Origin of the sequence: Stenotrophomonas sp. 364 (assembly GCF_009832905.1) — a bacterium.
GTDB lineage: Bacteria > Pseudomonadota > Gammaproteobacteria > Xanthomonadales > Xanthomonadaceae > Stenotrophomonas > Stenotrophomonas maltophilia_AP.
Genome location: NZ_CP047135.1, coordinates 2,630,179 through 2,649,232 on the forward strand (window position 1 = coordinate 2,630,179; position 19,054 = coordinate 2,649,232).

A 19,054-nucleotide genomic window follows, 5' to 3' on the forward strand; every position below is an offset into this window, starting at 1 on the left:
TCCCCCGTGTCCGATCCGCGTCCCGTTTCCCGCCCCCTGCCGCCCGTGGCCATCGTCATCGGCGTGCTGTTCTTCTTCGGGCTGTTGGGGCTGATGGTGTACGGGGTGATGAAGTCCGGCGCGCCCGACCGCGACGTGCTGCCGTCGGCCTTGATCGGCAAGCCCGCCCCGGCCTTCACCCTGCCGGTGCTGCACGACCCCACCATCAAGGTCAGCAGCAATGAACTGCGCGGCGCGCCGTACGTACTGAATGTGTGGGGCAGCTGGTGCGCGGCCTGCCGGGAAGAACACCCGGTGCTGACCCGCTTTGCCGAAACCAAGCGCGTACGCGTGATCGGCTACAACTGGAAAGATGAACCGGCCGACGCCCTGCGCTGGCTGGAACAGCTGGGCAACCCGTTCGTGCTGGTGCTGGCCGACATCGAAGGCCGCACCGCGATCGACTGGGGCGTCACCGCCGCGCCGGAAACCTTCCTGGTGGACGCCAGTGGCGTGGTGCGCTGGAAGTACAGCGGCGCCCTCACCCAGCGGGTGGTGGACACCCAGCTGATTCCCGAACTGGACAAGGTGGAGCGCAGCCATGCCAATGCCCAGACCACGCTGCCTGCCGCGCCGTAAGCTGCCCGCGCTGCTGCTCGGTGGCCTGCTGGCCGCTGCGGCACTGCTACCGGCCATAGCCAGCGCGCAGGCGGTGTCCGACCCGACGCCGCTGCACTACCGCGACGCCGCCGAAGAGGCGCGCTTCCATGCACTGGCGGCCGAACTGCGCTGCGTGCAGTGCCAAAACCAGTCGCTGGCCGATTCCAACGCGCAGATCGCGCACGACCTGCGCCGTGAAGTGCTCACCCTGATGCAGCAGGGCCGCGACGACGCGCAGATCAAGCAGTTCCTGGTCGACCGCTACGGCGCGTTCGTGCTGTACCGCCCACCGATGGACGCCCGCAACAGCCTGTTGTGGTTCGGCCCGGCCGTGCTGCTGCTGGGCGGCGCTGGCGTACTGGTGTGGGTGGTGCGCCGACGCAGCCGCCAGCTGCAGCCGATGGACAACAGCGAGGAGCGCTGGTGAGCGGATCGTGGTTCCCGACAATCGCCGCCATGGTCGCCACGGCCGTCGGCCTGGTGATGCTGTGGCCGCTGCGCGCCACGGGCCGGCGCGCGCCCTTCATCGTGATGGTGGTGGCCGTGGGCGTGGCCGGTTCGGCGCTGTATTACCTGGTCGGCACGCCAGAGGCTGCCGCGCCGACCGCGCGCACGGGCGAACCAGCCAGCCTGCGCGAGGGCGTGGTGGAACTGCAGCGCGCGCTGGAGCGCGACCCGCAGCGCGCCGACGGCTGGGCCCTGCTGGGCCGCTCGCAACAGGCCCTGGGTAACCTGGCCGAGGCCAACCGCGCCTTCGCCCGCGCCGTGCAGTTGGCCCCGGATGAGCCCGAGCTGCTGGTGGAGGCCGCACAGACCCGCGCACAGGCCGACCCGGCCAAGCAGTTCGACGACACCGCGCTGCAGTGGCTGCGCCATGCGCAGCGGTTGGCGCCGGGCAGCGAGCGTGCCGGCTGGCTGATCGGCATTGCGCAGCGCCAGCGCGGCCAGGACGCCGAGGCAGCGGCCACCTGGGAGGCACTGTTGCCGCGCCTGGATCCGGGCGCCGCTACCGCGCTGCGCGAACAGATCGCCATTGCCCGCGAGAAGGCCGGGCTGCCCGCCGCAGCGGCGCCGTCTGCGGCGGCCACCGCCGCACCCGCACTCACCGTCACCGTCGCGCTGGATCCCGCGTTCGCCGCCCGCGCACGCCTGCGTGACGATGCCAGTATCTTCGTGATCGCCCGTATTCCCGGCGGCCCGCCGATGCCGGTGGCCGTGGAAAAACACCGGCTGGCCGACCTGCCGCTGCGGGTCACGCTGGACGACGCCGACAGCCCGATGCCCACCCAGCCATTGTCGGCGCTCAAGGAGGTGGAGGTGTTCGCGCGGTTGTCTGCCTCCGGCCAGGCCAACCGCCAGGAGGGCGACATCGATTCGCCGGCGGTACGCGTGCCGCTGCCGCGTGCCGAACCGGTGCCCCTGCTGATCGCCGGACCATGAGCCGAGCCGGCGCGATGCTGCGTGCCGCCACTGGCACGGCACGTTGACCCGACCCGGCTAAAATGCGCGCATGACTGAATTCATCCCGCCCGGTACGCGTTACCACGCCCTGCCCTCGCCCTTTCGGTTCAAGCGCGGTGGCCAGCTGCTGGACGCGCACGTGGCCTATGAAACCTGGGGCACCCTCGATGCGCAGGCCAGCAACGCGGTGCTCATCGTCACTGGTCTGTCGCCCGATGCGCACGCCGCCGCCAACGCCGACAACCCGGCCGCTGGCTGGTGGGAAGGCATGCTCGGCCCGGGCAAGGCGATCGATACCGACCGCTGGTTCGTGATCTGCGTGAACTCGCTGGGCAGCTGCAAGGGCTCCACCGGCCCGGCCACGATCAACCCGGCCACTGGCGCACTGTACCGGCTGCAGTTCCCGGAGCTGTCCATCGAAGACGGCGCCCGCGCGGCCGTCGAGGTGGTGCGCGCGCTGGGCGTGACGCAGCTGGCCTGCGTGATCGGCAACTCGATGGGCGGCATGACCGCGCTGGCGCTGCTGTTGCTGCACCCGGGCATCGCGCGCAGCCACATCAACATTTCCGGCAGCGCGCAGGCGTTGCCCTTCTCGATCGCCATCCGCTCGCTGCAGCGCGAAGCGATCCGCCTGGACCCGAAGTGGGACGCCGGCCAATACACCGAAGACAGCTATCCCGAATCGGGCATGCGCATGGCGCGCAAGCTGGGCGTGATCACCTACCGCTCGGCGCTGGAATGGGACGGCCGGTTCGGCCGCGTGCGGCTGGATTCGGACCAGGCCGACGACGACCCGTTCGGCCTGGAGTTCCAGGTGGAAAGCTACCTGGAAGGCCACGCGCGCCGCTTCGTGCGCTTCTTCGACCCCAACTGCTACCTGTACCTGAGCCGGTCGATGGACTGGTTCGACCTGGCCGAATACGCCGACGGCGACGTGCTGGCCGGGTTGGCCAAGATCCAGGTGGACAAGGCGCTGGCGATCGGCGCCAACACCGACATCCTGTTCCCGGTCCAGCAGCAACAGCAGATCGCCGATGGCCTGCGGGCCGGTGGCGCCGACGCGCGCTTCATCGGGCTGGATTCGCCGCAGGGGCATGATGCGTTCCTAGTGGATTTCGCGCGGTTCGGGCCGGCCGTGGGCGAGTTCCTTTCCGCACTCTAAGGACAGACATGCGACTGCAGGGAAAGCTCAGCGAATGGGACGACGCGCGCGGCTTCGGCTTCGTGCAGCCCAATGGTGGGGGCGAACGTTGCTTCGTGCATATCCGTGCGTTTGCGGCGCGTGACCGGCGGCCGGCACTTGGCGACGTGGTTACCTATGCGGTTGAACGCGATGCCCAGGGACGCCGCAACGCCGTGCAGGTGCGCTTTGCGCTGCAGCGGGGCGGCGCGCGCAACACGCCTGCCACCGAGCGGAAGGGCCGCGACGTTTTCCCTCGCAAGACCATCGCACTGCTGTTCCTCGCCGGACTAGCCGGGCTGACCGCGTGGATGCACTGGCCGATGTGGCTGCCAGCGGCGTATCTGGGTGCGAGCGCCGTGACCTTCCTGTTCTACTGGTTCGACAAGAGCGCTGCGCAGAACGACCAGCAACGCACGCCCGAAAAAATCCTGCAACTGCTTGCGTTGTTCGGCGGTTGGCCCGGCGCCCTGGTCGCGCAATCTGTGCTGCGCCACAAGAATCGCAAAGCCTCCTTCCAGCAGGTGTTCTGGGTAGTGGTCGTGATCAACCTAGGCGCCCTCGCCTGGTTGCTGCACCAGATTCCCCGGTAGAGCCACGCCATGCCGTTCACCAGCTTTTTCCAAGGCTGGTTAGCCAACAATGGCGTGGTTCTTGCTGACCTAGGAATTCCGCAAACAATGATCAACTGGTTCGCGCCAGTGAATTCCCTCACGGTGAAATACGAGAAGATCACAGCCCACGCGCAGTGCAACGTGTGGTTCAGCGAGGTGAGAACAATGACTGCTAATTCAAAATGGGTAGTGGCAGGAGCTGCGGCGGTCGTAATGCTCGGGGCATCTTTCTGGTACTTGGGCTCATCGCACCAGGAAGAAGCGCATGATCAAACCTCAGCATCATCGCCATCCGATGGGCAACCTCCGCCCAGCTTGGGGAGTGCAACCAAAACCGGTGTAGCCCAAGCCCCTAGCGATCTTGGCGACCTGCGTGAGAATGCTCTTCTGCAGCACTACTCTTGCAAGGGAGACTCATCGACGTGCGCCAACGACCCGCTTGTCGCCTCTACGGAAGAAGAGGCAGTTTGGCTTCAGGCGCGCGGGTATCCGACGCCTGACCAGGTCCAGAACGCCCGCAGCTTCAGCGCGGATCAACTGAAGGCCGCTGCCGAGAAGAGCGGGTCAGCCGTTGACGCAAGTCTGTATGCTCAAGGTCTATTGCGCGAACAACGGCACCGTGAGGCACTGGGTGTTGCACTTGAAGGCGCCAAGCAAGGAAACCTCTACGGCCTCTATCTCGCTTCAGACATCTACTTGAGCTCAGATGCCCTAAAGAACTTGCCGCTCTCCATGTCGTATTTGCGGCTTGCATATCTTGCTGGTGACTCAAAGGCCGGTCCGACCTTTGCAGCAAGATTCCCCAGTGTGGCTGCGCCGGAGCTAGCTAGTGCGGACAAGCGTGCGGCTGAGCTCAAGAGTGAGTTAATTTCGCTGGGGAATTGGCCGCGACCATAATCCCGGAAGCTAAACCTGGCCATGCACTCAGAGATAGCGGCGTAACTTCGTTTGACGGTGACGGCATCTACCTGATCCACATGGGAAACGCCCAGCAAATAAAGCGCTTGATCGACAGGGAGATTATTCACGTTGCCAGCGACAATAAAAGCTACGGCGAACCCTTAACCATCCCAGAGGGGATCGTGATTGGGGGAAAGGTCCTTCTCCGCAATCGGATCGAACGATTTAACTATCGCGCCGGTACCCAACAAAAAGCCCTGCCAATGCAGGGCTTTTTCGTGCCAGTCTTCATCAGCTGGCGGCCGCCTTCGGCCAGTAGCGGCCTCGCGATGGGCTTGGCGCGACACTCTCTAATGGTCAGGGCGCTGGATGGCCTCTATGCACGCACTGCCATCCGCAGCGCATATCACGCTGTCGATCCAAGCGACATACCGCGAAATGCGAACGTTGTAGACCATCTGTCCATAGAAGCCCGCCTCCAAGGCGTGCTCCGGAACCGCGGTGATCCACGATCCCAGCCCAATGAGTTGCCACGCACCCTGCTTACGCACAACGAGGGGGCCGCCGCTGTCCCCGCTTCCCAACGCCCCCTCAAGCGGCAGGCCTTCTGCGGGCGGATCGAATCGATACCAGACATAGCGATCATTGGCGCCCGTGATGGAGTTGTAGGCCCGCCTCAGCACGCCACGATGCGGGGCGCTGGCGCTTTGCCCGTCAACGCCGTTGCCGGTTGCCCCTTTCCCCACAAACATGGCGACTTCGGTAACTTCATCGCTGCCTTGGTAAAGAGCTACCGGTGCAACGTGCTCCACCGGCGCATCCAGCTCGATCAACGCTATGTCATCCGACCCGGCCAGAAACGCGTGAATCCTGGATGGATCGCCCGTCTTCAACGCTTCCTGACCCAGCGCGTCGGGCATGCGCTTGAAGCCAGGGTGGACGATAACCCTGGCAACCCTATATCCCTCGCCGTTGATCATCACCTCGGCGTCCATGCCTTCCATCGGAGCGGCGTGTGCGGCGGTGACGACCCACTTCGGCGCAATGAGAACGCCGTGTCCCTCGCCGGGCATATCTGCCAGCGAAGGAGACTCCGATCGGTCTATCCGGTAATTCGAATCGTCAACATCGCCACGGATGACAATGGCGTTCGCTGCGAACGGCAGGATGGAGAGAGCAAGTAGAAGCCGGAACTTCATATGTCGAAACGTCCTTTCAGGCAGTGGTCTGAGGTTCACCCGTGGCGTTCGTGCGCGCCTCGCCCCAGTATGGCGGGGCAATCTCAATGCCGGGCAAGATTTCCGACAAGACGACGTCAGGTACGACGAACGCCGGGAAATGAGGCTTGTGTCCGGGAGGATCCATACCCGCGCGGCCCATCCCACGCCTCACTGGGACAAATCACCGGTCCGAGCGGCGTTTCCGCTCAGGCTCACGTTTGGGCTAGCATCACTTAGGCTGGCTCGGCGACGGGCGTCTGCTTCCGACCAGAAGCGGACGTTGGCCTGCTAGCTGTCGGACGGCGGCTTAGCCGCCCCATCAAGTTCTCGAAGCCCGGCTCGGACTTTCTCCGCGACCCGCTTGGCCGATTCTGGCCAACCAAGCTCCATGCCCCCCCACGCAGCCCCGGCAATCTCCGCCGCAATCGGCTTCCTGGCCTATTGCACTTCCCGACGCCAAGCTGACCGCTACTTGATCTTCAGTTCCGGCAAGAGAGGATCAACATCAACCAACTCCAGCGACTTGACCATGTGCAGGGTCCCGTTCTTGTACTTCAGGAAATGCGAACTCTTCACATGCTGTTCGTAAGCCTGCCGGCTCGCATAGATCTCAAGGATTGTCAGCCGCGTGGGTTCTTCTTTGTCAAACACCGCATACAACGACAGCACGCCTGGCTCAAGCGCCATGGAGGCGCGAACTTCTTCAGCCAGAGCAGCTCGATACGCGGGGAGATGGTCTGCATCGACGGTGATCTTTGAGAGCCTCGTCATCTGTGCCTCCTCAGCGCCAGCACTGAAGGCGCATGTCAGCATGCTGATGAAAGTGCCGATGAGCATCTTGTTCACTTAACCCTCCAGTTGATGCATGCCACTCGAGGAAACCCCTCGCCTGAATATCATTCGCGCCCGGCTTCCCGGTGACGTTGAATGGCGAGACGGACGCGCTCCGCGGCCTCCAGGCCGAAGCGCGCTTCGAGAACATCCGCCAGCCCATACAGCTGCTCTGGGCGCAGCCCTATGTTCATGCTGATACCGATGTGCGACTGCAACTGGGGCCCTACCCCGGACATGGCCGCCAGCATGCTGACCGTCGCCAACTCACGGCTTTGCCAATCGAGGTTGTCGCGCTCGAAGATGTCGCCAAACAGGTGCGTACGCAAATACTCATTTGCCTGCGGTGCGAAATCGAACAATGGCCCGGAGACCGGTCGCCCAGCCAGCTTGGTCTGATTGGCCGTGCCTGCAGCGAGCAACGCGTCGCCTTTGGGGATCGGCCGGCCCGGCTCGCGGCCGATTTCATCCTGAAGGCCGCGCTGCCTCCGGGCCTCTGCCACCTTCATCAGTTCGCTCAACGCATTGAGACTGCGCGGAAATCCCGCATAGGCGTAGACCTGCACGAGGATCTCTCGCGCTTCGGCCACGCTCAATCCCGCGTCCAACGCCTGATTCACGGCATCCCGGAGGCGTGCCATGTCGCCGGCCGCCGCGGAGGCGCTCATCGGGACGATGGCTTGCTGACGGAGATCCAATACGGTGGCAGACACCACGTGCAACTCAGTATTCATGGCGCTTCCTTCCTGAGCATGGCCCCTCTGTACCGGCACGCCGACAAGTATCGCCGCGACCATCAGACAAGCAGGACGGTTCGGTTTCATGCGCCGGAGGCCTCGGGGGACTAAGGTCACCACGATAGTCGCCGGCCGCCACCTCGATAAGCGGGCTGAAAGTTGATGCATTACTGAATTCAGCTCACAATTGGCCATGAGCGCTGTGAAGACCAACGACCTCCAGGCCTTTCTGGCAGTGGCACAGGAGCAGAGCTTCACCAAGGCGGCCGTTCGCCTGGGAGTGACTCCCTCTGCGCTCAGCCACTCGATGCGGTTACTCGAAGAACGCCTGGGCATCCGACTGCTGGCACGCACTACACGCAACGTCTCCCCTACCGAGGCGGGCGAGCGGCTGATGCACTCCATCGCACCGCACTTCGAGGCCATCGGCGCCAGCGTCGAGGCACTGGGGGATTTGCGCGACCGTCCGGCCGGAACCCTACGGATCTCCTGCACGGACGACTCCATGGAGACCATCATCCGTCCGCGGCTAGCCGGGTTCCTCGCCGAGTACCCGGATATCACGCTTGAGTTCTACGTGGACTACGGGTTCACCAACGTGGTGGAACAACGATTCGACGCCGGCATCCGGCTGGGCGAGGCGCTCAGCAAGGACATGATCGCGGTCAGGGTTGGGCCGGATTGGCGTTTGGTCGTGGTTGCATCTCCCGATTACTTCAAGAAGCATCCGAAGCCGCGGAAGCCCGCCGACATCATGCAACACAGATGCGTGCACATCCGGCATCGTCCAAACGGTGCCATCTACGCCTGGGAGTTCGAGGAGGGCGGCAAAGAGTTCACCGTACGCGGCGAAGGCCAACTGGTGTTCAACAGCATGACCCACGTCGTCAACGCCGCCGTGGACGGACTAGGCTTGGCCTATGCGCCCGAACCGATGCTCACCGAGCATATCGCGGCGGGCAGGCTGGTTCCCGTATTGGATAAATGGTGCTTACCTTTCCCAGGCTACCACCTCTACTATCCCAACCGCCGGCAGCCCTCGCCTGCATTTACGGCGCTGGTCGCTTGGCTGAAGCGGGATTAGCAAAAATGGAAGGAGCGCGTGAGAGATTACGACGATCTCTTTCGAGGAACTGGCCAGATTTTGAGACTTACCGCCCTAGGAATAGCGCATTTATCACTGCCACAGCCTTCTCTCATTGGTCCCCTGACCGCTACCGGCCAAGAAGCGGAGGCTCGAGTTACACCTTCCAGACTTTGCTGCCCATCGGTACGTAAGCCGTATCGATTCCAGGGAGATAGATGATCAGTGTGTCGCCGCCACGTCGAACGTGGTGAAGACGGAGCTCCGCCTCTACGGGCAACCTAGTACCGTACGGATGCTCGACGCTGACGGAAAACGGGGTTGTGCTCTCCATGCGGGATCGGAAAATCAGACGCCAGGGCCAACCCTCGACCGGTGAGCGTGAAGCGGTCCTCAACACTCAGCAGAAGCTCGACTAGTGCTCCACTTCGAGAGATCGCGCCAGTTCATCCAGGGCCAGACCAACACAGGATTGATCAACTAGAAAGCTGGACGTTATTGCCATGGCCAAGCCGGACACGTATTGGATGGTGAAGACTCGCTTCCCCGCGCTTTGAATGAATCGAGGATTGTCTTCAATCGATAAGCGCAGCATTTGACCTCCAGAGCCTGCAGCCTGGAGATCTCGGGAAAAAAGCTCGCCCATCTCCCTCCATCGGAAAAGATCCATATAGAGGCCACGCAATGATTGCCTGCTCAGAAGAGTCTGCGGAAGCGATACCTTAAAGTCAGGAACGACGAGGTCCCCATTTGACTCGGGTTGTGACCGGTCCAGGTATTCGCCATTCAGAGTAAGGCGGCAGAGCAAATCGTCGCCGTGGTCATTCAAAAGCTCACACTCGAATGACTCCCAGCCACGATTCGACGAGATCGACCAACTTCGCTCCGTCATCGCGACCTCGCTGTTGGATTGCCCTTAGGACGCCTGGAGTGGTCTTCATCTCCATTCACATTTTTCTCTCCGGTTTCATGAGGCGTTTTTCCACGGGCGGCATGCCCGCCTTTGATCCTTGGCCGGCCATCGATCAGGAATCGGATCGTGATGAGGGCAACCTCTCCCTCCTCCGGGACGGCGTTTCCGGCGGCACGTGAGTACCTGCTTCCGATGTTCATTGCCATCGTGCTGGTGGCACCGGTGCTGGAAGAGTTGCTTCACCGTGGCCTTATTTTCGACCTGCTCAGCCGACGCGTAGGTGCAATTGCAGCGTCAGGCATCGGAACGGTGCTGTTTGTGGGCATGCATTTCGTGGGCGCGTCCGGACAGGTGGAGCCCATCCGCCTGGTGTCGCTCGTGACCTTTTCGCTGGCGATGTACGTGGTCCGGGTGCGCTGGAACTCACTGATCCTCTGTGTGTTGGCGCACATGGTGCTCAACCTCATCGGGTTTGCGGCGATTGCGTTCGCTGCTTCGGCGTGAGCGGCCGACGGGCCAAGGCGACCCAACCTGATCACGGTGGCGCTACCCACCTACTGCAACTGCCCATCCCGCAACCGGTAGCTCCGATGCACGATGCCCTCCGGCAACACATCATGCGTAATCATCACCAGACTCCGGTTGCCCAGCGCCCCTACCATGTCATGCAACAGCGCATGCGCGGTGTCCACGTCCAGCCCTTCCGTAGGCTCGTCCAACAACAGAATCGGTGAACCGCGCAGCAGCGCCCGCGCCAGCGCCAGTCGCCGCGCCTGCCCGGCCGACATGGTGGCACCGTTCTCGCCCACCCACGCCTGCAACCCGCCAATCTGTTCGGCCCAGGCCCGCAGGCGCACATCCGCCAGCACCTGCCACAGCTGCGCATCCGTCGCCTGCGGATCACCCAGCCGCAGATTGTCGGCCACGCTGCCCGCAAACACCGGCGCGTTCTGCGGCAGCCATGCCACCTGCCGGTGCCAGTCGGCCTGGGCGAACTGGCGGATGTCGACGCCGCCGTAGCGCACGTACCCCGCGTCGGGGTCCCACAGGCGCAGCAGCAGTGACGACAACGTGGTTTTGCCACAGCCGCTGTCGCCCTGGATGGCGATGCGATCACCCGGGCGCAGCTGCAACTGCAGCCCGTCCAGCAATGCCCGCTCCTGCCCCGGCCAGCGGAACGCCACGTGCTCCACACTGAGCGTGGCCGGTTCGGCGGGCACCGGCACCGGGTTCACCGGCTCGGCGACACCGGCGGGCTGATCGACGATCTGCTCCAGCCGCACCGCCGCCACCCGTCCGGACAACCACGACTGCCACGCCAGCCCGATGGCCGCCCACAGTTCCAGCAGCGCCACGGTGAGGAACACCAGGCCCGCAGCCAAGGCGGCATCGATGGCGCCGCGCTCGAAGCCGCGCAACGCCAGCCACAGCATGGCCACCAGTCCAGCGGCCGCGCACACGCCATGCAGCGCATTGCCGCCGATCAACCGCACGCGGCGCCGGCGGTCGCGCGACTTCAGCTGTTTGGCCGCCACCAGCACGCGCAGGTTCCAGTGCTCACGCGCCTGCAGGGCGGTCAGGTCGGCCGCGCCTTCCAGGCCTTCGAAGGACTGCGCACGCAGCTGTGCGCGATGCAGCGCGCGGTCGCGCTCCTGGTCACCGGCACCGCGCACGGTGAGCCACGGCACGCCTACGCCGATCACCAGTGCCAGCACGCCCAGCAGCACCGCTGCAGGCGGATGGATGATGCCGGCGGCGATCACGCCCACCAGCGAGATGCCGCCCAGCGCCAGCAGCGGGCCGATGGCGCGCACCAGCAGGCCATCCACTTCGCCGATGTCCGACATCAGACGCGCCAGCAGCTCGCCAGTGCGCACGCCGGCCAGTCGCGCCGGCGCCAACGGCAGCGCGCGGCGGAAGAACCACACGCGCAGGTCGCGGGCGATGCGCAGGGTGACGTCGTGGCCCACCAGCTTTTCAAAATAGCGCGAGGCGATCCGCGCCATGGTCAGCCCGCGGATGCCCGCCGAGGGTGAGAAGAAGTTGAAGCCGCTGCCCAGCCCGGCCGCTCCGGCCAGCGCGGCCGCTGTCAGGAAGCCACCGGACAGCCCAAGCAATGCGGTGCCGGCCAGCATGGTGGTCCACAGCAGCAGTACGGTCAGTACCAGGCGACCGCGATGGCGGGTAAATACCTGCTTCAACGAGTCGATGCGCGGCGCACTCATGCCGACACCTCCCGCGTGTTGCCGGTGCCGCTGGCGGTAAGCGTGAGGCGTGTATCGGCCCAGGCCATGGCGGTCTCGCTGTGGGTGGCGATGATGACGCTGCGGCCGCGCGCGAACGCGGCCAGCGTGCGCAGCAGGTCGGCCTCGGTGTCCGGATCGAGGAAGGCGGTGGGTTCATCGAGCAGCAGCAGCTGCGGGTCGCGCAGCAACAGTCGCGCCAGGCCGATGCGGCGTGCTTCTCCGCCGGACAGACCAAAGCCACGCTCGCCGATCACCGTATCCAGGCCGTCCGGCAGGGCGGACGCGAAGCGCATCACCTGCGCCGCCTCGGCAACCGCGCGCAGGTGCGCGTCGGTGGCGCCCGGGTCGGCCAGGCGCAGGTTGTCGGCGATGCTGCCGTGGAACAGGTAGGGGCGTTGCCCGGCATAACCGATTTCCAGCCCGGGGCGCAGCACGATGCTGCCCGACTGCGGCGGCAGCCAGCCGGCCAGCGCTTCCAGCAGGGTGCTCTTGCCACTGCCGCTGGGGCCGACCAGCGCCAGGCGCTGACCGGGCTCGATCTGGAACGACAGCCCCTGGATCACGTCGTGCTGCGCGCCCAGCGGGCGCAACACCAGGTCGCGCACCTGCACCGGCGGGGCATGTTGTTCCAGCAGTTCGGGCGCACGCGCAACGGCGGCAGGGGCGTCGCCGCCCGCCTCCGCATCCGGCAGCTCACCGAGCAGGCGCTCCACCTCGGCGGCGGCGGCCAGCGCGTTGGCACGGTCGTGGTAATGCGCGGCCAGGCGCCGCAGCGGCGCGTAGAACTCCGGCGCCAGCAACAGGCAGAACATGCCCACGCCCAGTGTGGGCACCTGCGCGTGCAACGACATCAGGCCCAGGTAGCTCAGCCCGAAATACAGCGCGACCATGGCCACGCTGACCGAGGCGAAGAATTCCAGCACGGTGGACGACAGGAAGGCGATGCGCAGCACCTTCATGGTGCGCTCGCGCACGCCTTCGGCGGCGGCGGCCACGCCCTCCAGTTCGGCCTCGCCCCGCCCGTACAGGCGCAGCAGGCCCAGGCCCTTGATGCGGTCGGCGAAATGCCCGCTCATGCGGGCCAGCTCGCCCAGCTGCGCGCGCCCGGCCGCTTCTGCGCCCCAGCCCACCAGCATCATGAAGAACGGCACCAGCGGCGCGGTGAACACCAGGATCAGCGCGACCACCCAGTCGGTCCACGCCACCGCCAGCGCGATCAGCAGCGGCACCACCACCACTTCGATACGGACCGGCTGATACCCGGCGTAATAGTTCTCGATTGCATCTGCATGGGCCAGCATCAGCTCGCCGAGCTCGCCGGTACGCTGCTGGCGCAGCCACAAGGGCCCGCGCCCCAGCAGGCGCCGGTAGACCCGCTCACGCAGGGCCAGCCGCGCGGCATCGGCCACATCGCCGGCGGCAGCCTGGGTGGCGCTGCCCAGCAGCGCGCGCGCCACCAGCACCACCAGCAGGCCCAGCAGCACCGGGGTGGCGTCGGCCAGCGGCCGGTGCTGCACCAGCACGGCCTGGATCAACCAGGCAATGGCCGCGGCCTGGCCGATCAACAGCGCCCCGGACACGCAGATGCACAGCGCGGCCATGCGCTGGCGCCCCCGCGCAGCCATGCCCAGCCCGCCCAGCCAGTGCAGGCGGCGACGGCGCAGGGCCGTGGTTTCAACAACAGTGGCGTCGGGGGGTATGCTCAAGGCAGATCACGCAGGGACACAGGGAGGTTTCCGTCGATTGTAGTGGGTGCCTGCATGGCCCCCGTGCGGCAAGCGGTCGCAGGTTGCCAGGAACGCATACGATTCCTTGCAAAGACCGCTCGTACATTGATCTGAATCAAGGCTATTTGAAGTTGCAGGTCACAGAATTCATCCCGTAGACCCCCCTTCCCGCCACCTGAAACGCTAAACCCAACGAGGTAGCCAGGCCATGATTGATCAGACAGTCGTAGAACTGTCGCGGCTGCAATTCGCTCTGACCGCGATGTACCACTTCCTATTCGTCCCCCTCACGCTCGGGCTGTCCTTCATGGTGGCCATCATGGAGAGCGTGTACGTCATGACCCGCAAACAGGTCTGGCGGCAGATGACCCTGTTCTGGGGCACGCTGTTCGGCATCAACTTCGCCATCGGCGTGGCCACCGGCCTGGTGATGGAATTCCAGTTCGGTATGAACTGGTCGTACTACAGCCATTACGTGGGTGACATCTTCGGCGCACCGCTGGCCATCGAAGGGCTGATGGCGTTCTTCCTGGAAGCCACCTTCATCGGCCTGTTCTTCTTTGGCTGGAAGCGGCTGAGCGCGGTCAAGCACCTTACCGTGACCTGGCTGATGGCGCTGGGCACCAACCTGTCGGCGGTATGGATCCTGATCGCCAACGGCTGGATGCAGAACCCGACCGGTGCGGTGTTCAACCCCGAAACGATGCGCATGGAAGTGGTGGATTTCGCCGCGGTGCTGTTCAACCCGGTGGCCCAGGCCAAGTTCGTGCACACCGTCAGTGCCGGCTACGTGACCGGCGCGGTCTTCGTGATGTCCATCAGTGCGCTGTACCTGCTGCGGGGCAAGTACAAGGACATGGCCCGTCGTTCGTTCGCGGTGGCGGCGGCCTTCGGCCTGCTGTCGTCGCTGTCGGTGGTGGTGCTGGGTGACGAAAGCGGGTATGCCGCCAGCGAACACCAGAAGATGAAGCTGGCTGCGATTGAAGCGATGTGGGAAACCGAGCGTGCCCCGGCCGACTTCACCGCCTTCGGCATTCCCAACCAGACCACCCACACCAACGACTACGCGATCAAGATTCCGTACCTGATGGGCCTGATCGCCACCCGTTCGCTGGACCAGCCGATCCCGGGCATCCTGGAACTGGTGGGCCGCGCCGAGAACCGCATCCGCGGCGGCCAGCTGGCGTACGGTGCGCTGGAACGGGTGCGCAAGGACAAGAACGACGTCGAAGCGCGCGAGATGTTCGACCGTCATTGGCAGGATCTGGGCCACGGTCTGCTGCTGAAGCGTTACCGCGAGGACATCCTCAACGCCACCCCGGAAGAAATTTCCAAGGCGGCGATGGACACGGTACCGCGCGTGGCACCGCTGTTCTGGACCTTCCGCATCATGGCCGGCCTGGGCTTCTACCTGATCGCCTTCTTCGCCCTGGCGTTCTACTTCTCGTGCCGCAACAGCTTCCAGGACAAGCGCTGGTTCCTGCGCCTGGCCGTGTGGTCGCTGCCGGCCCCGTGGATCGCGATCGAATGCGGTTGGTTCGTGGCCGAATACGGTCGCCAGCCGTGGGCGGTGGATGGCGTGCTGCCCACCTTCTACGCCGCGTCGGGCCTGGCCCTGCATGAAATCCTGACCACGCTGGCGGTGTTCACCGGGTTGTACACGGTGCTGCTGGTGATCGAGGTCAAGCTGATGCTGAAGGCGATCCGCAAGGGTCCGGAAGAGATCCTGCCCACGCTGCAGGCCGACATCCGCCCCGTTTCCCCCGTTGCCGCCGCCCCCGGCCAAGCCTGAGGCAGGAGAATCCAGATGGAATTCATTGCACTTGATTACACCACGCTCCGCGTGATCTGGTGGCTGCTGCTCGGCATCCTGCTGGTCGGCTGGGCCGTCATGGACGGGTTCGACCTGGGCGTTGGCACCCTGCTGCCGTTCGTGGCCCGCACCGATGACGAACGCCGGCTGGTGATCAACACCGTCGGCCCGGTCTGGGAAGGCAACCAGGTCTGGTTGGTGCTCGGCGGCGGCGCGATCTTCGCCGCGTGGCCGCCGCTGTACGCGGTGAGCTTCTCCGGCTTCTACCTGGCCGTGTTCCTGATGCTGTTCGGGCTGATCCTGCGCCCGGTCGCCTTCAAGTACCGCAGCAAGATGCCCGGCAAGCGCTGGCGCCAGAACTGGGACCGGGCATTGTTTGTCGGCGGCCTGTTGCCGGCACTGATCGCAGGCGTGGCGGTGGGCAACGTGCTGGTGGGCGTGCCGTTCCATTTCGATGACAGCATGCGCATCTTCTACACCGGCACCCTGATCGGCCTGCTCAACCCGTTCGCCCTGGTGGCGGGCCTGGTCAGCGTGGCGATGGTGGTGGCCCACGGTGCGGCGATGCTGGTGCTCAAGACCGACGGTCCGGTGGCCGAGCGTTCGGCCCGCTATGGCAGCGTGGCTGCACTGGCGAGCTTCGTGTTGTTTGCCGCCGCCGGCGCCTGGGTGGCCTTCGGCCTGCCGGGCTACCAGATCACCTCGCAGGTGGTCACCGACGGCCCGACCAACCCGCTGTTGAAGACCGTTGAACTGGGCAGCGTCGCCGGCGGCTGGCTGCGCAACTACAGCAGCATGCCCGCCACGGTGGTGTTCCCGCTGATCGGCCTGCTCGGTGCCCTAGCCAGTGCAGTGCTGCTGCGTGCCCGCCGTGGCGGCCTGGCCTTCCTCGCCTCGGGTGCGTCCATCGCCGGCATCATCCTCACCGTCGGCTTTGCGATCTTCCCGTTCCTGCTGCCGTCCTCCAGCCAGCCCATCTCCAGCCTGACCGTCTGGGACAGTTCGTCCAGCCACCTCACGCTGTGGATCATGCTGCTGGCCACGGCCATCTTCCTGCCGATCATCATCGCGTATACCAGCTGGGTGTACCGCGTCATGAAGGGCAAGACGACCGCCGAGGACATGGGCGACAACCCCAACGCGTATTGAGTGGTTTCATGCGTGCCGACCACCGGTCGGCACCACCCCCGAATGAAGGAGAGTGAACATGTGGTATTTCGCCTGGATCCTCGGCGCCGGCCTTGCATCGGTCGTGGCCATCCTCAACGGCATGTGGTTCGAAGCCCGCGAAACCAGCCGGCTAGACAACGAGCAACGCTGAAAGTGTAAAAAAGAGTTGCCGATACGGCCTTCACACCGTATTCTTGGCGGCTCCTTCGGGGTGTAGCTCAGTCTGGTAGAGCGCTACGTTCGGGACGTAGAGGTCGCAGGTTCGAATCCTGTCTCCCCGACCACTCAGGTGGTCGCATTGAAGCCTGGAAACACGATTTCCAGGCTTTTGTGTCTAAGCCGTGGCAACACGGCACCGAAGGAAAGCAACACGGTCCCCCTTGCCGCCGAAGGGTGGGATCGATACAATAGGCGGCTCCTTACGGGGTGTAGCTCAGTCTGGTAGAGCGCTACGTTCGGGACGTAGAGGTCGCAGGTTCGAATCCTGTCTCCCCGACCATTTGATGGTCACATTGAAGCCTGGAAGACATATGTCCTCCGGGCTTTTTTGTGCCTGACGTTCAGGGCACGCATCCACGGCGTGTGGCCATGCCGGACACGCCGGTTGAGCCGACCGTTGGTCGGCTGCACTTCCATACGATGGAGGGATCCGCGTACCCACACGCCGCGGCCCGGCCTGACGACATCGGCATACGGGGGATTTGGCGCTGGCGTCAAAGCGCAGCCGACCAACGGTCGACTCTACCGGGGTGGTTTGCACATCCACATGCCCCGGCCCCGTGTTTGGCATAGCCACATGCCCGGCGCGGTGTTTTGTATGGCCAGACGCCCGGCCGTTGGCACGACCCATTCATTTGGCGCAGGTACAATGCCCCGCTTCGGGACGCGCGCGGCGCGCGCCATTCCTTTTCGACCCCACGCAGCCCCGGCCATGCGCCCGTGGCGGCGTTTCCGCACATCCGGCCCCCACCGTGATCGCGCCACCTGCACGAGATCCACGTCCATGACTCCTACCGACCCACACGCCTCCTCTTTGCTGCGCGGACGCGTGCTCGCCTTTGCGGCCATCCTGCTGGCTGCGCTCAACCTGCGCACCGCCGTCACCTCGGTCACCCCGCTGCTCGACCTGCTCGGCCAGACCTTCGGCTTCGGCACCACCATGACCGGCGTGCTCGGCATGCTGCCCACCGCATCGTTCGCCCTGTTCGGCGTCACCACCCCCATGGTGGCCCGCCGCATCGGCCTGGAACGCACCGCCCTGCTCGCCATGGGCCTGGCCACTGTCGGCCTGCTGCTGCGCTCCATGGCCGGCGGCATCGGCAGCCTGCTGTTCGGCTCCATCGTCGCCCTCGCCGGCATGGGCATCGGCAACGTCGTCGTGCCCCCGCTGGTCAAGCGCTACTTCGCCAACCGCGTCGGCACCGTCAGCACCCTCTACATCACCGTCCTGCAGGTCGGCACCATGATGCCGGCCCTGCTCGCCGTGCCCCTGGCCCAAAGCGCCGGCTGGCGCGTATCACTGGGCATCTGGGCCATCCTCGCCCTGGCCGCCGCGCTGCCCTGGATGGCGCTCGCCCGCCGCCGCCCGCATCCAGACCCGCTCGACACCGCCGCCAACCCGGCCGCGCAGCCGCATGGCAAGGTCTGGCGCACCCCGCTCGGCTGGGGCATGACCCTGATGTTCGGCATGACCTCGCTCATGACCTACTCCATGTTCACCTGGCTGCCGCGCATCGTCGTCGAAGCTGGCGCCACCCCCGCGTTCGGCGGCATCATGGTGGCCATCTTCGCCGCCTGCGGCCTGCTGCCCTCGCTCACCATGCCCGCCCTGGCGGTGCGCCTGCGCAACCCGTTCCCGCTGGTCCTGATCGGGTTCTCGGCCTTCCTCATCGCGTTCGCCGGCCTGCTCTTCGCCCCCATGAAGGCACCGTGGCTGTGGGCGGTCCTGCTCGGCATCGGCCCGTCCACGTTCCCGCTCGCGCTGACCCTGATCAACCTGCGCACCCGCACCCCCGCGGGCTCGGCCGCGCTGTCCGGCTTCATGCAGGGCGTCGGCTACGCCTTCAGCTGCCTGGGCCCGTTCCTGTTCGGCTGGCTGCACGAAATGAGCGGTGGCTGGCACCTGCCGTTCGGCTTCCTGGTGATCTGCGCACTCGTCCTGCTCACCGCCTCGTGGGTGGCCTGCAAGCCGCAGAAACTGGAAGACCAGTGGTGAAGGTCGCTTCTACACACCGCATGCGCACCTACTGACGTAGCGTGTCCAACAGTGACCTGCCGGCAACGGCAGGCGATGTGGACTGGACCGTACCCAGCGCGCCTCACTGAACGGCTTCAGTGCGCAGCACCCCCGGGGACATTGCCGTGGCGGCGGCCTGTGGGGGCTTTGGGATCAGTACGTTACGACGTGTTTAACATCTACCGCGACAACGGTGGAGAGTGACGCGTGCTTTAACGAATTGTAAACAAATGCGTAGTAAGGCAGGATTGGCATGTGATGTGCGTCACATTTTGAGCACAGC

At 65.1% G+C, this 19,054-nt stretch carries 18 protein-coding genes and 2 tRNA genes; 15 read left to right on the forward strand and 5 right to left on the reverse strand.

Annotation, left to right across the window (positions count from 1 at the left end):
* Window positions 1-6: 6 nt before the first annotated feature.
* The 6 genes from GQ674_RS11960 to GQ674_RS11985 all read left to right on the forward strand — a co-directional run bounded on the left by GQ674_RS11960 (window position 7) and on the right by GQ674_RS11985 (window position 4,791).
* A complete protein-coding gene (locus tag GQ674_RS11960) occupies window positions 7-618 on the forward strand; it encodes a DsbE family thiol:disulfide interchange protein (RefSeq protein ID WP_159497255.1) in 612 nt (203 codons plus the stop codon).
* Window positions 581-1,066, forward strand: a complete 486-nt coding sequence (locus tag GQ674_RS11965; RefSeq protein WP_236546068.1) for a cytochrome c-type biogenesis protein — start codon at window positions 581-583, stop codon at window positions 1,064-1,066. Before GQ674_RS11960 ends, GQ674_RS11965 begins: the two co-directional genes overlap by 38 nt.
* On the forward strand, window positions 1,063-2,079 hold the full coding sequence (locus GQ674_RS11970) for a tetratricopeptide repeat protein (RefSeq protein ID WP_159497256.1): 1,017 nt from the start codon (window positions 1,063-1,065) through the stop codon (window positions 2,077-2,079). The genes GQ674_RS11965 and GQ674_RS11970 overlap by 4 nt, the downstream gene beginning before the upstream one ends.
* 70 nt (window positions 2,080-2,149) lie before the next feature.
* Window positions 2,150-3,262, forward strand: coding sequence for a homoserine O-acetyltransferase (locus tag GQ674_RS11975; protein ID WP_159497257.1), 1,113 nt, complete (start codon window positions 2,150-2,152; stop codon window positions 3,260-3,262).
* Window positions 3,263-3,270: 8 nt separating this feature from the next.
* A complete protein-coding gene (locus GQ674_RS11980) occupies window positions 3,271-3,873 on the forward strand; it encodes a cold shock and DUF1294 domain-containing protein (protein ID WP_159497258.1) in 603 nt (200 codons plus the stop codon).
* A 9-nt stretch (window positions 3,874-3,882) separates the two neighbouring features.
* Window positions 3,883-4,791: a hypothetical protein gene (locus tag GQ674_RS11985; RefSeq protein ID WP_159497259.1), complete on the forward strand. Its 909-nt coding sequence runs from the start codon at window positions 3,883-3,885 to the stop codon at window positions 4,789-4,791.
* 353 nt (window positions 4,792-5,144) lie between these two features.
* Here GQ674_RS11985 and GQ674_RS11990 read toward each other — a convergent pair whose 3' ends face one another.
* From GQ674_RS11990 to GQ674_RS12000, 3 genes are all read right to left on the reverse strand, one after another.
* Window positions 5,145-5,993: a trypsin-like serine protease gene (locus tag GQ674_RS11990; RefSeq protein ID WP_159497260.1), complete on the reverse strand. Its 849-nt coding sequence runs from the start codon at window positions 5,991-5,993 to the stop codon at window positions 5,145-5,147.
* A gap of 489 nt (window positions 5,994-6,482) precedes the next feature.
* Window positions 6,483-6,851 (reverse strand): antibiotic biosynthesis monooxygenase family protein, encoded by a 369-nt coding sequence (locus GQ674_RS11995; protein ID WP_159499426.1) that lies wholly within the window; start codon window positions 6,849-6,851, stop codon window positions 6,483-6,485.
* 59 nt (window positions 6,852-6,910) lie between these two features.
* A complete protein-coding gene (locus GQ674_RS12000; protein ID WP_159497261.1) occupies window positions 6,911-7,579 on the reverse strand; it encodes a carboxymuconolactone decarboxylase family protein in 669 nt (222 codons plus the stop codon).
* 196 nt (window positions 7,580-7,775) lie between these two features.
* On the opposite strand from GQ674_RS12000, the gene GQ674_RS12005 reads away from it, so the two are divergent.
* From GQ674_RS12005 to GQ674_RS12015, 3 genes are all read left to right on the forward strand, one after another.
* Window positions 7,776-8,666 (forward strand): LysR family transcriptional regulator, encoded by an 891-nt coding sequence (locus GQ674_RS12005; RefSeq protein WP_159497262.1) that lies wholly within the window; start codon window positions 7,776-7,778, stop codon window positions 8,664-8,666.
* A 930-nt stretch (window positions 8,667-9,596) separates the two neighbouring features.
* Window positions 9,597-9,758: a hypothetical protein gene (locus GQ674_RS12010; protein ID WP_159497263.1), complete on the forward strand. Its 162-nt coding sequence runs from the start codon at window positions 9,597-9,599 to the stop codon at window positions 9,756-9,758.
* 13 nt (window positions 9,759-9,771) lie between these two features.
* Entirely contained in the window at window positions 9,772-10,083 is a 312-nt protein-coding gene (locus tag GQ674_RS12015) for a CPBP family intramembrane glutamic endopeptidase (RefSeq protein ID WP_159497264.1), read from the forward strand.
* Window positions 10,084-10,133: 50 nt separating this feature from the next.
* Here the strand turns inward: GQ674_RS12015 and cydC are convergent, their stop codons facing one another.
* The gene (gene cydC, locus GQ674_RS12020; RefSeq protein WP_159497265.1) at window positions 10,134-11,804 is read right to left on the reverse strand and encodes a thiol reductant ABC exporter subunit CydC; all 1,671 of its coding nucleotides are present in this window, start codon (window positions 11,802-11,804) and stop codon (window positions 10,134-10,136) included.
* Window positions 11,801-13,489, reverse strand: a complete 1,689-nt coding sequence (gene cydD, locus GQ674_RS12025; protein ID WP_236546303.1) for a thiol reductant ABC exporter subunit CydD — start codon at window positions 13,487-13,489, stop codon at window positions 11,801-11,803. The genes cydC and cydD overlap by 4 nt, the downstream gene beginning before the upstream one ends.
* A 271-nt stretch (window positions 13,490-13,760) precedes the next feature.
* Here cydD and GQ674_RS12030 point away from each other — a divergent pair, with 271 nt between their 5' ends.
* The 6 genes from GQ674_RS12030 (at window position 13,761) to GQ674_RS12055 (ending at window position 18,750) form a co-directional block, all read left to right on the forward strand.
* Window positions 13,761-15,344, forward strand: a complete 1,584-nt coding sequence (locus GQ674_RS12030) for a cytochrome ubiquinol oxidase subunit I (protein WP_159497267.1) — start codon at window positions 13,761-13,763, stop codon at window positions 15,342-15,344.
* Window positions 15,345-15,359: 15 nt separating this feature from the next.
* Window positions 15,360-16,514: a cytochrome d ubiquinol oxidase subunit II gene (gene cydB, locus GQ674_RS12035; protein ID WP_128097677.1), complete on the forward strand. Its 1,155-nt coding sequence runs from the start codon at window positions 15,360-15,362 to the stop codon at window positions 16,512-16,514.
* Window positions 16,515-16,572: 58 nt separating this feature from the next.
* Window positions 16,573-16,686: a cytochrome bd-I oxidase subunit CydX gene (cydX, locus tag GQ674_RS12040; protein ID WP_038687448.1), complete on the forward strand. Its 114-nt coding sequence runs from the start codon at window positions 16,573-16,575 to the stop codon at window positions 16,684-16,686.
* 56 nt (window positions 16,687-16,742) lie between these two features.
* Window positions 16,743-16,819 (forward strand) — tRNA-Pro (locus GQ674_RS12045).
* Between the two features lie 138 nt (window positions 16,820-16,957).
* Window positions 16,958-17,034: transfer RNA gene (locus GQ674_RS12050), tRNA-Pro, on the forward strand.
* A 504-nt stretch (window positions 17,035-17,538) separates the two neighbouring features.
* Complete coding sequence (locus tag GQ674_RS12055) at window positions 17,539-18,750, forward strand: MFS transporter (protein WP_159497268.1); 1,212 nt, start codon at window positions 17,539-17,541, stop codon at window positions 18,748-18,750.
* Window positions 18,751-19,054 lie beyond the last annotated feature (304 nt).

What these genes read in the sequence shown, in the direction of transcription:
- GQ674_RS11965 (WP_236546068.1), top strand. Translation starts at nt 581, where the DNA reads ATGCCAATGCCCAGACCACGCTGCCTGCCGCGCCGTAAGCTGCCCGCG.
- GQ674_RS11975 (WP_159497257.1), top strand. Translation starts at nt 2,150, where the DNA reads ATGACTGAATTCATCCCGCCCGGTACGCGTTACCACGCCCTGCCCTCG.
- GQ674_RS11980 (WP_159497258.1), top strand. Translation starts at nt 3,271, where the DNA reads ATGCGACTGCAGGGAAAGCTCAGCGAATGGGACGACGCGCGCGGCTTC.
- GQ674_RS11985 (WP_159497259.1), top strand. Translation starts at nt 3,883, where the DNA reads ATGCCGTTCACCAGCTTTTTCCAAGGCTGGTTAGCCAACAATGGCGTG.
- GQ674_RS11990 (WP_159497260.1), bottom strand. Translation starts at nt 5,993, where the DNA reads ATGAAGTTCCGGCTTCTACTTGCTCTCTCCATCCTGCCGTTCGCAGCG.
- GQ674_RS11995 (WP_159499426.1), bottom strand. Translation starts at nt 6,851, where the DNA reads ATGCTCATCGGCACTTTCATCAGCATGCTGACATGCGCCTTCAGTGCT.
- GQ674_RS12000 (WP_159497261.1), bottom strand. Translation starts at nt 7,579, where the DNA reads ATGAATACTGAGTTGCACGTGGTGTCTGCCACCGTATTGGATCTCCGT.
- GQ674_RS12005 (WP_159497262.1), top strand. Translation starts at nt 7,776, where the DNA reads ATGAGCGCTGTGAAGACCAACGACCTCCAGGCCTTTCTGGCAGTGGCA.
- GQ674_RS12015 (WP_159497264.1), top strand. Translation starts at nt 9,772, where the DNA reads ATGTTCATTGCCATCGTGCTGGTGGCACCGGTGCTGGAAGAGTTGCTT.
- cydC (WP_159497265.1), bottom strand. Translation starts at nt 11,804, where the DNA reads ATGAGTGCGCCGCGCATCGACTCGTTGAAGCAGGTATTTACCCGCCAT.
- GQ674_RS12030 (WP_159497267.1), top strand. Translation starts at nt 13,761, where the DNA reads ATGATTGATCAGACAGTCGTAGAACTGTCGCGGCTGCAATTCGCTCTG.
- cydB (WP_128097677.1), top strand. Translation starts at nt 15,360, where the DNA reads ATGGAATTCATTGCACTTGATTACACCACGCTCCGCGTGATCTGGTGG.
- cydX (WP_038687448.1), top strand. Translation starts at nt 16,573, where the DNA reads ATGTGGTATTTCGCCTGGATCCTCGGCGCCGGCCTTGCATCGGTCGTG.
- GQ674_RS12055 (WP_159497268.1), top strand. Translation starts at nt 17,539, where the DNA reads ATGACTCCTACCGACCCACACGCCTCCTCTTTGCTGCGCGGACGCGTG.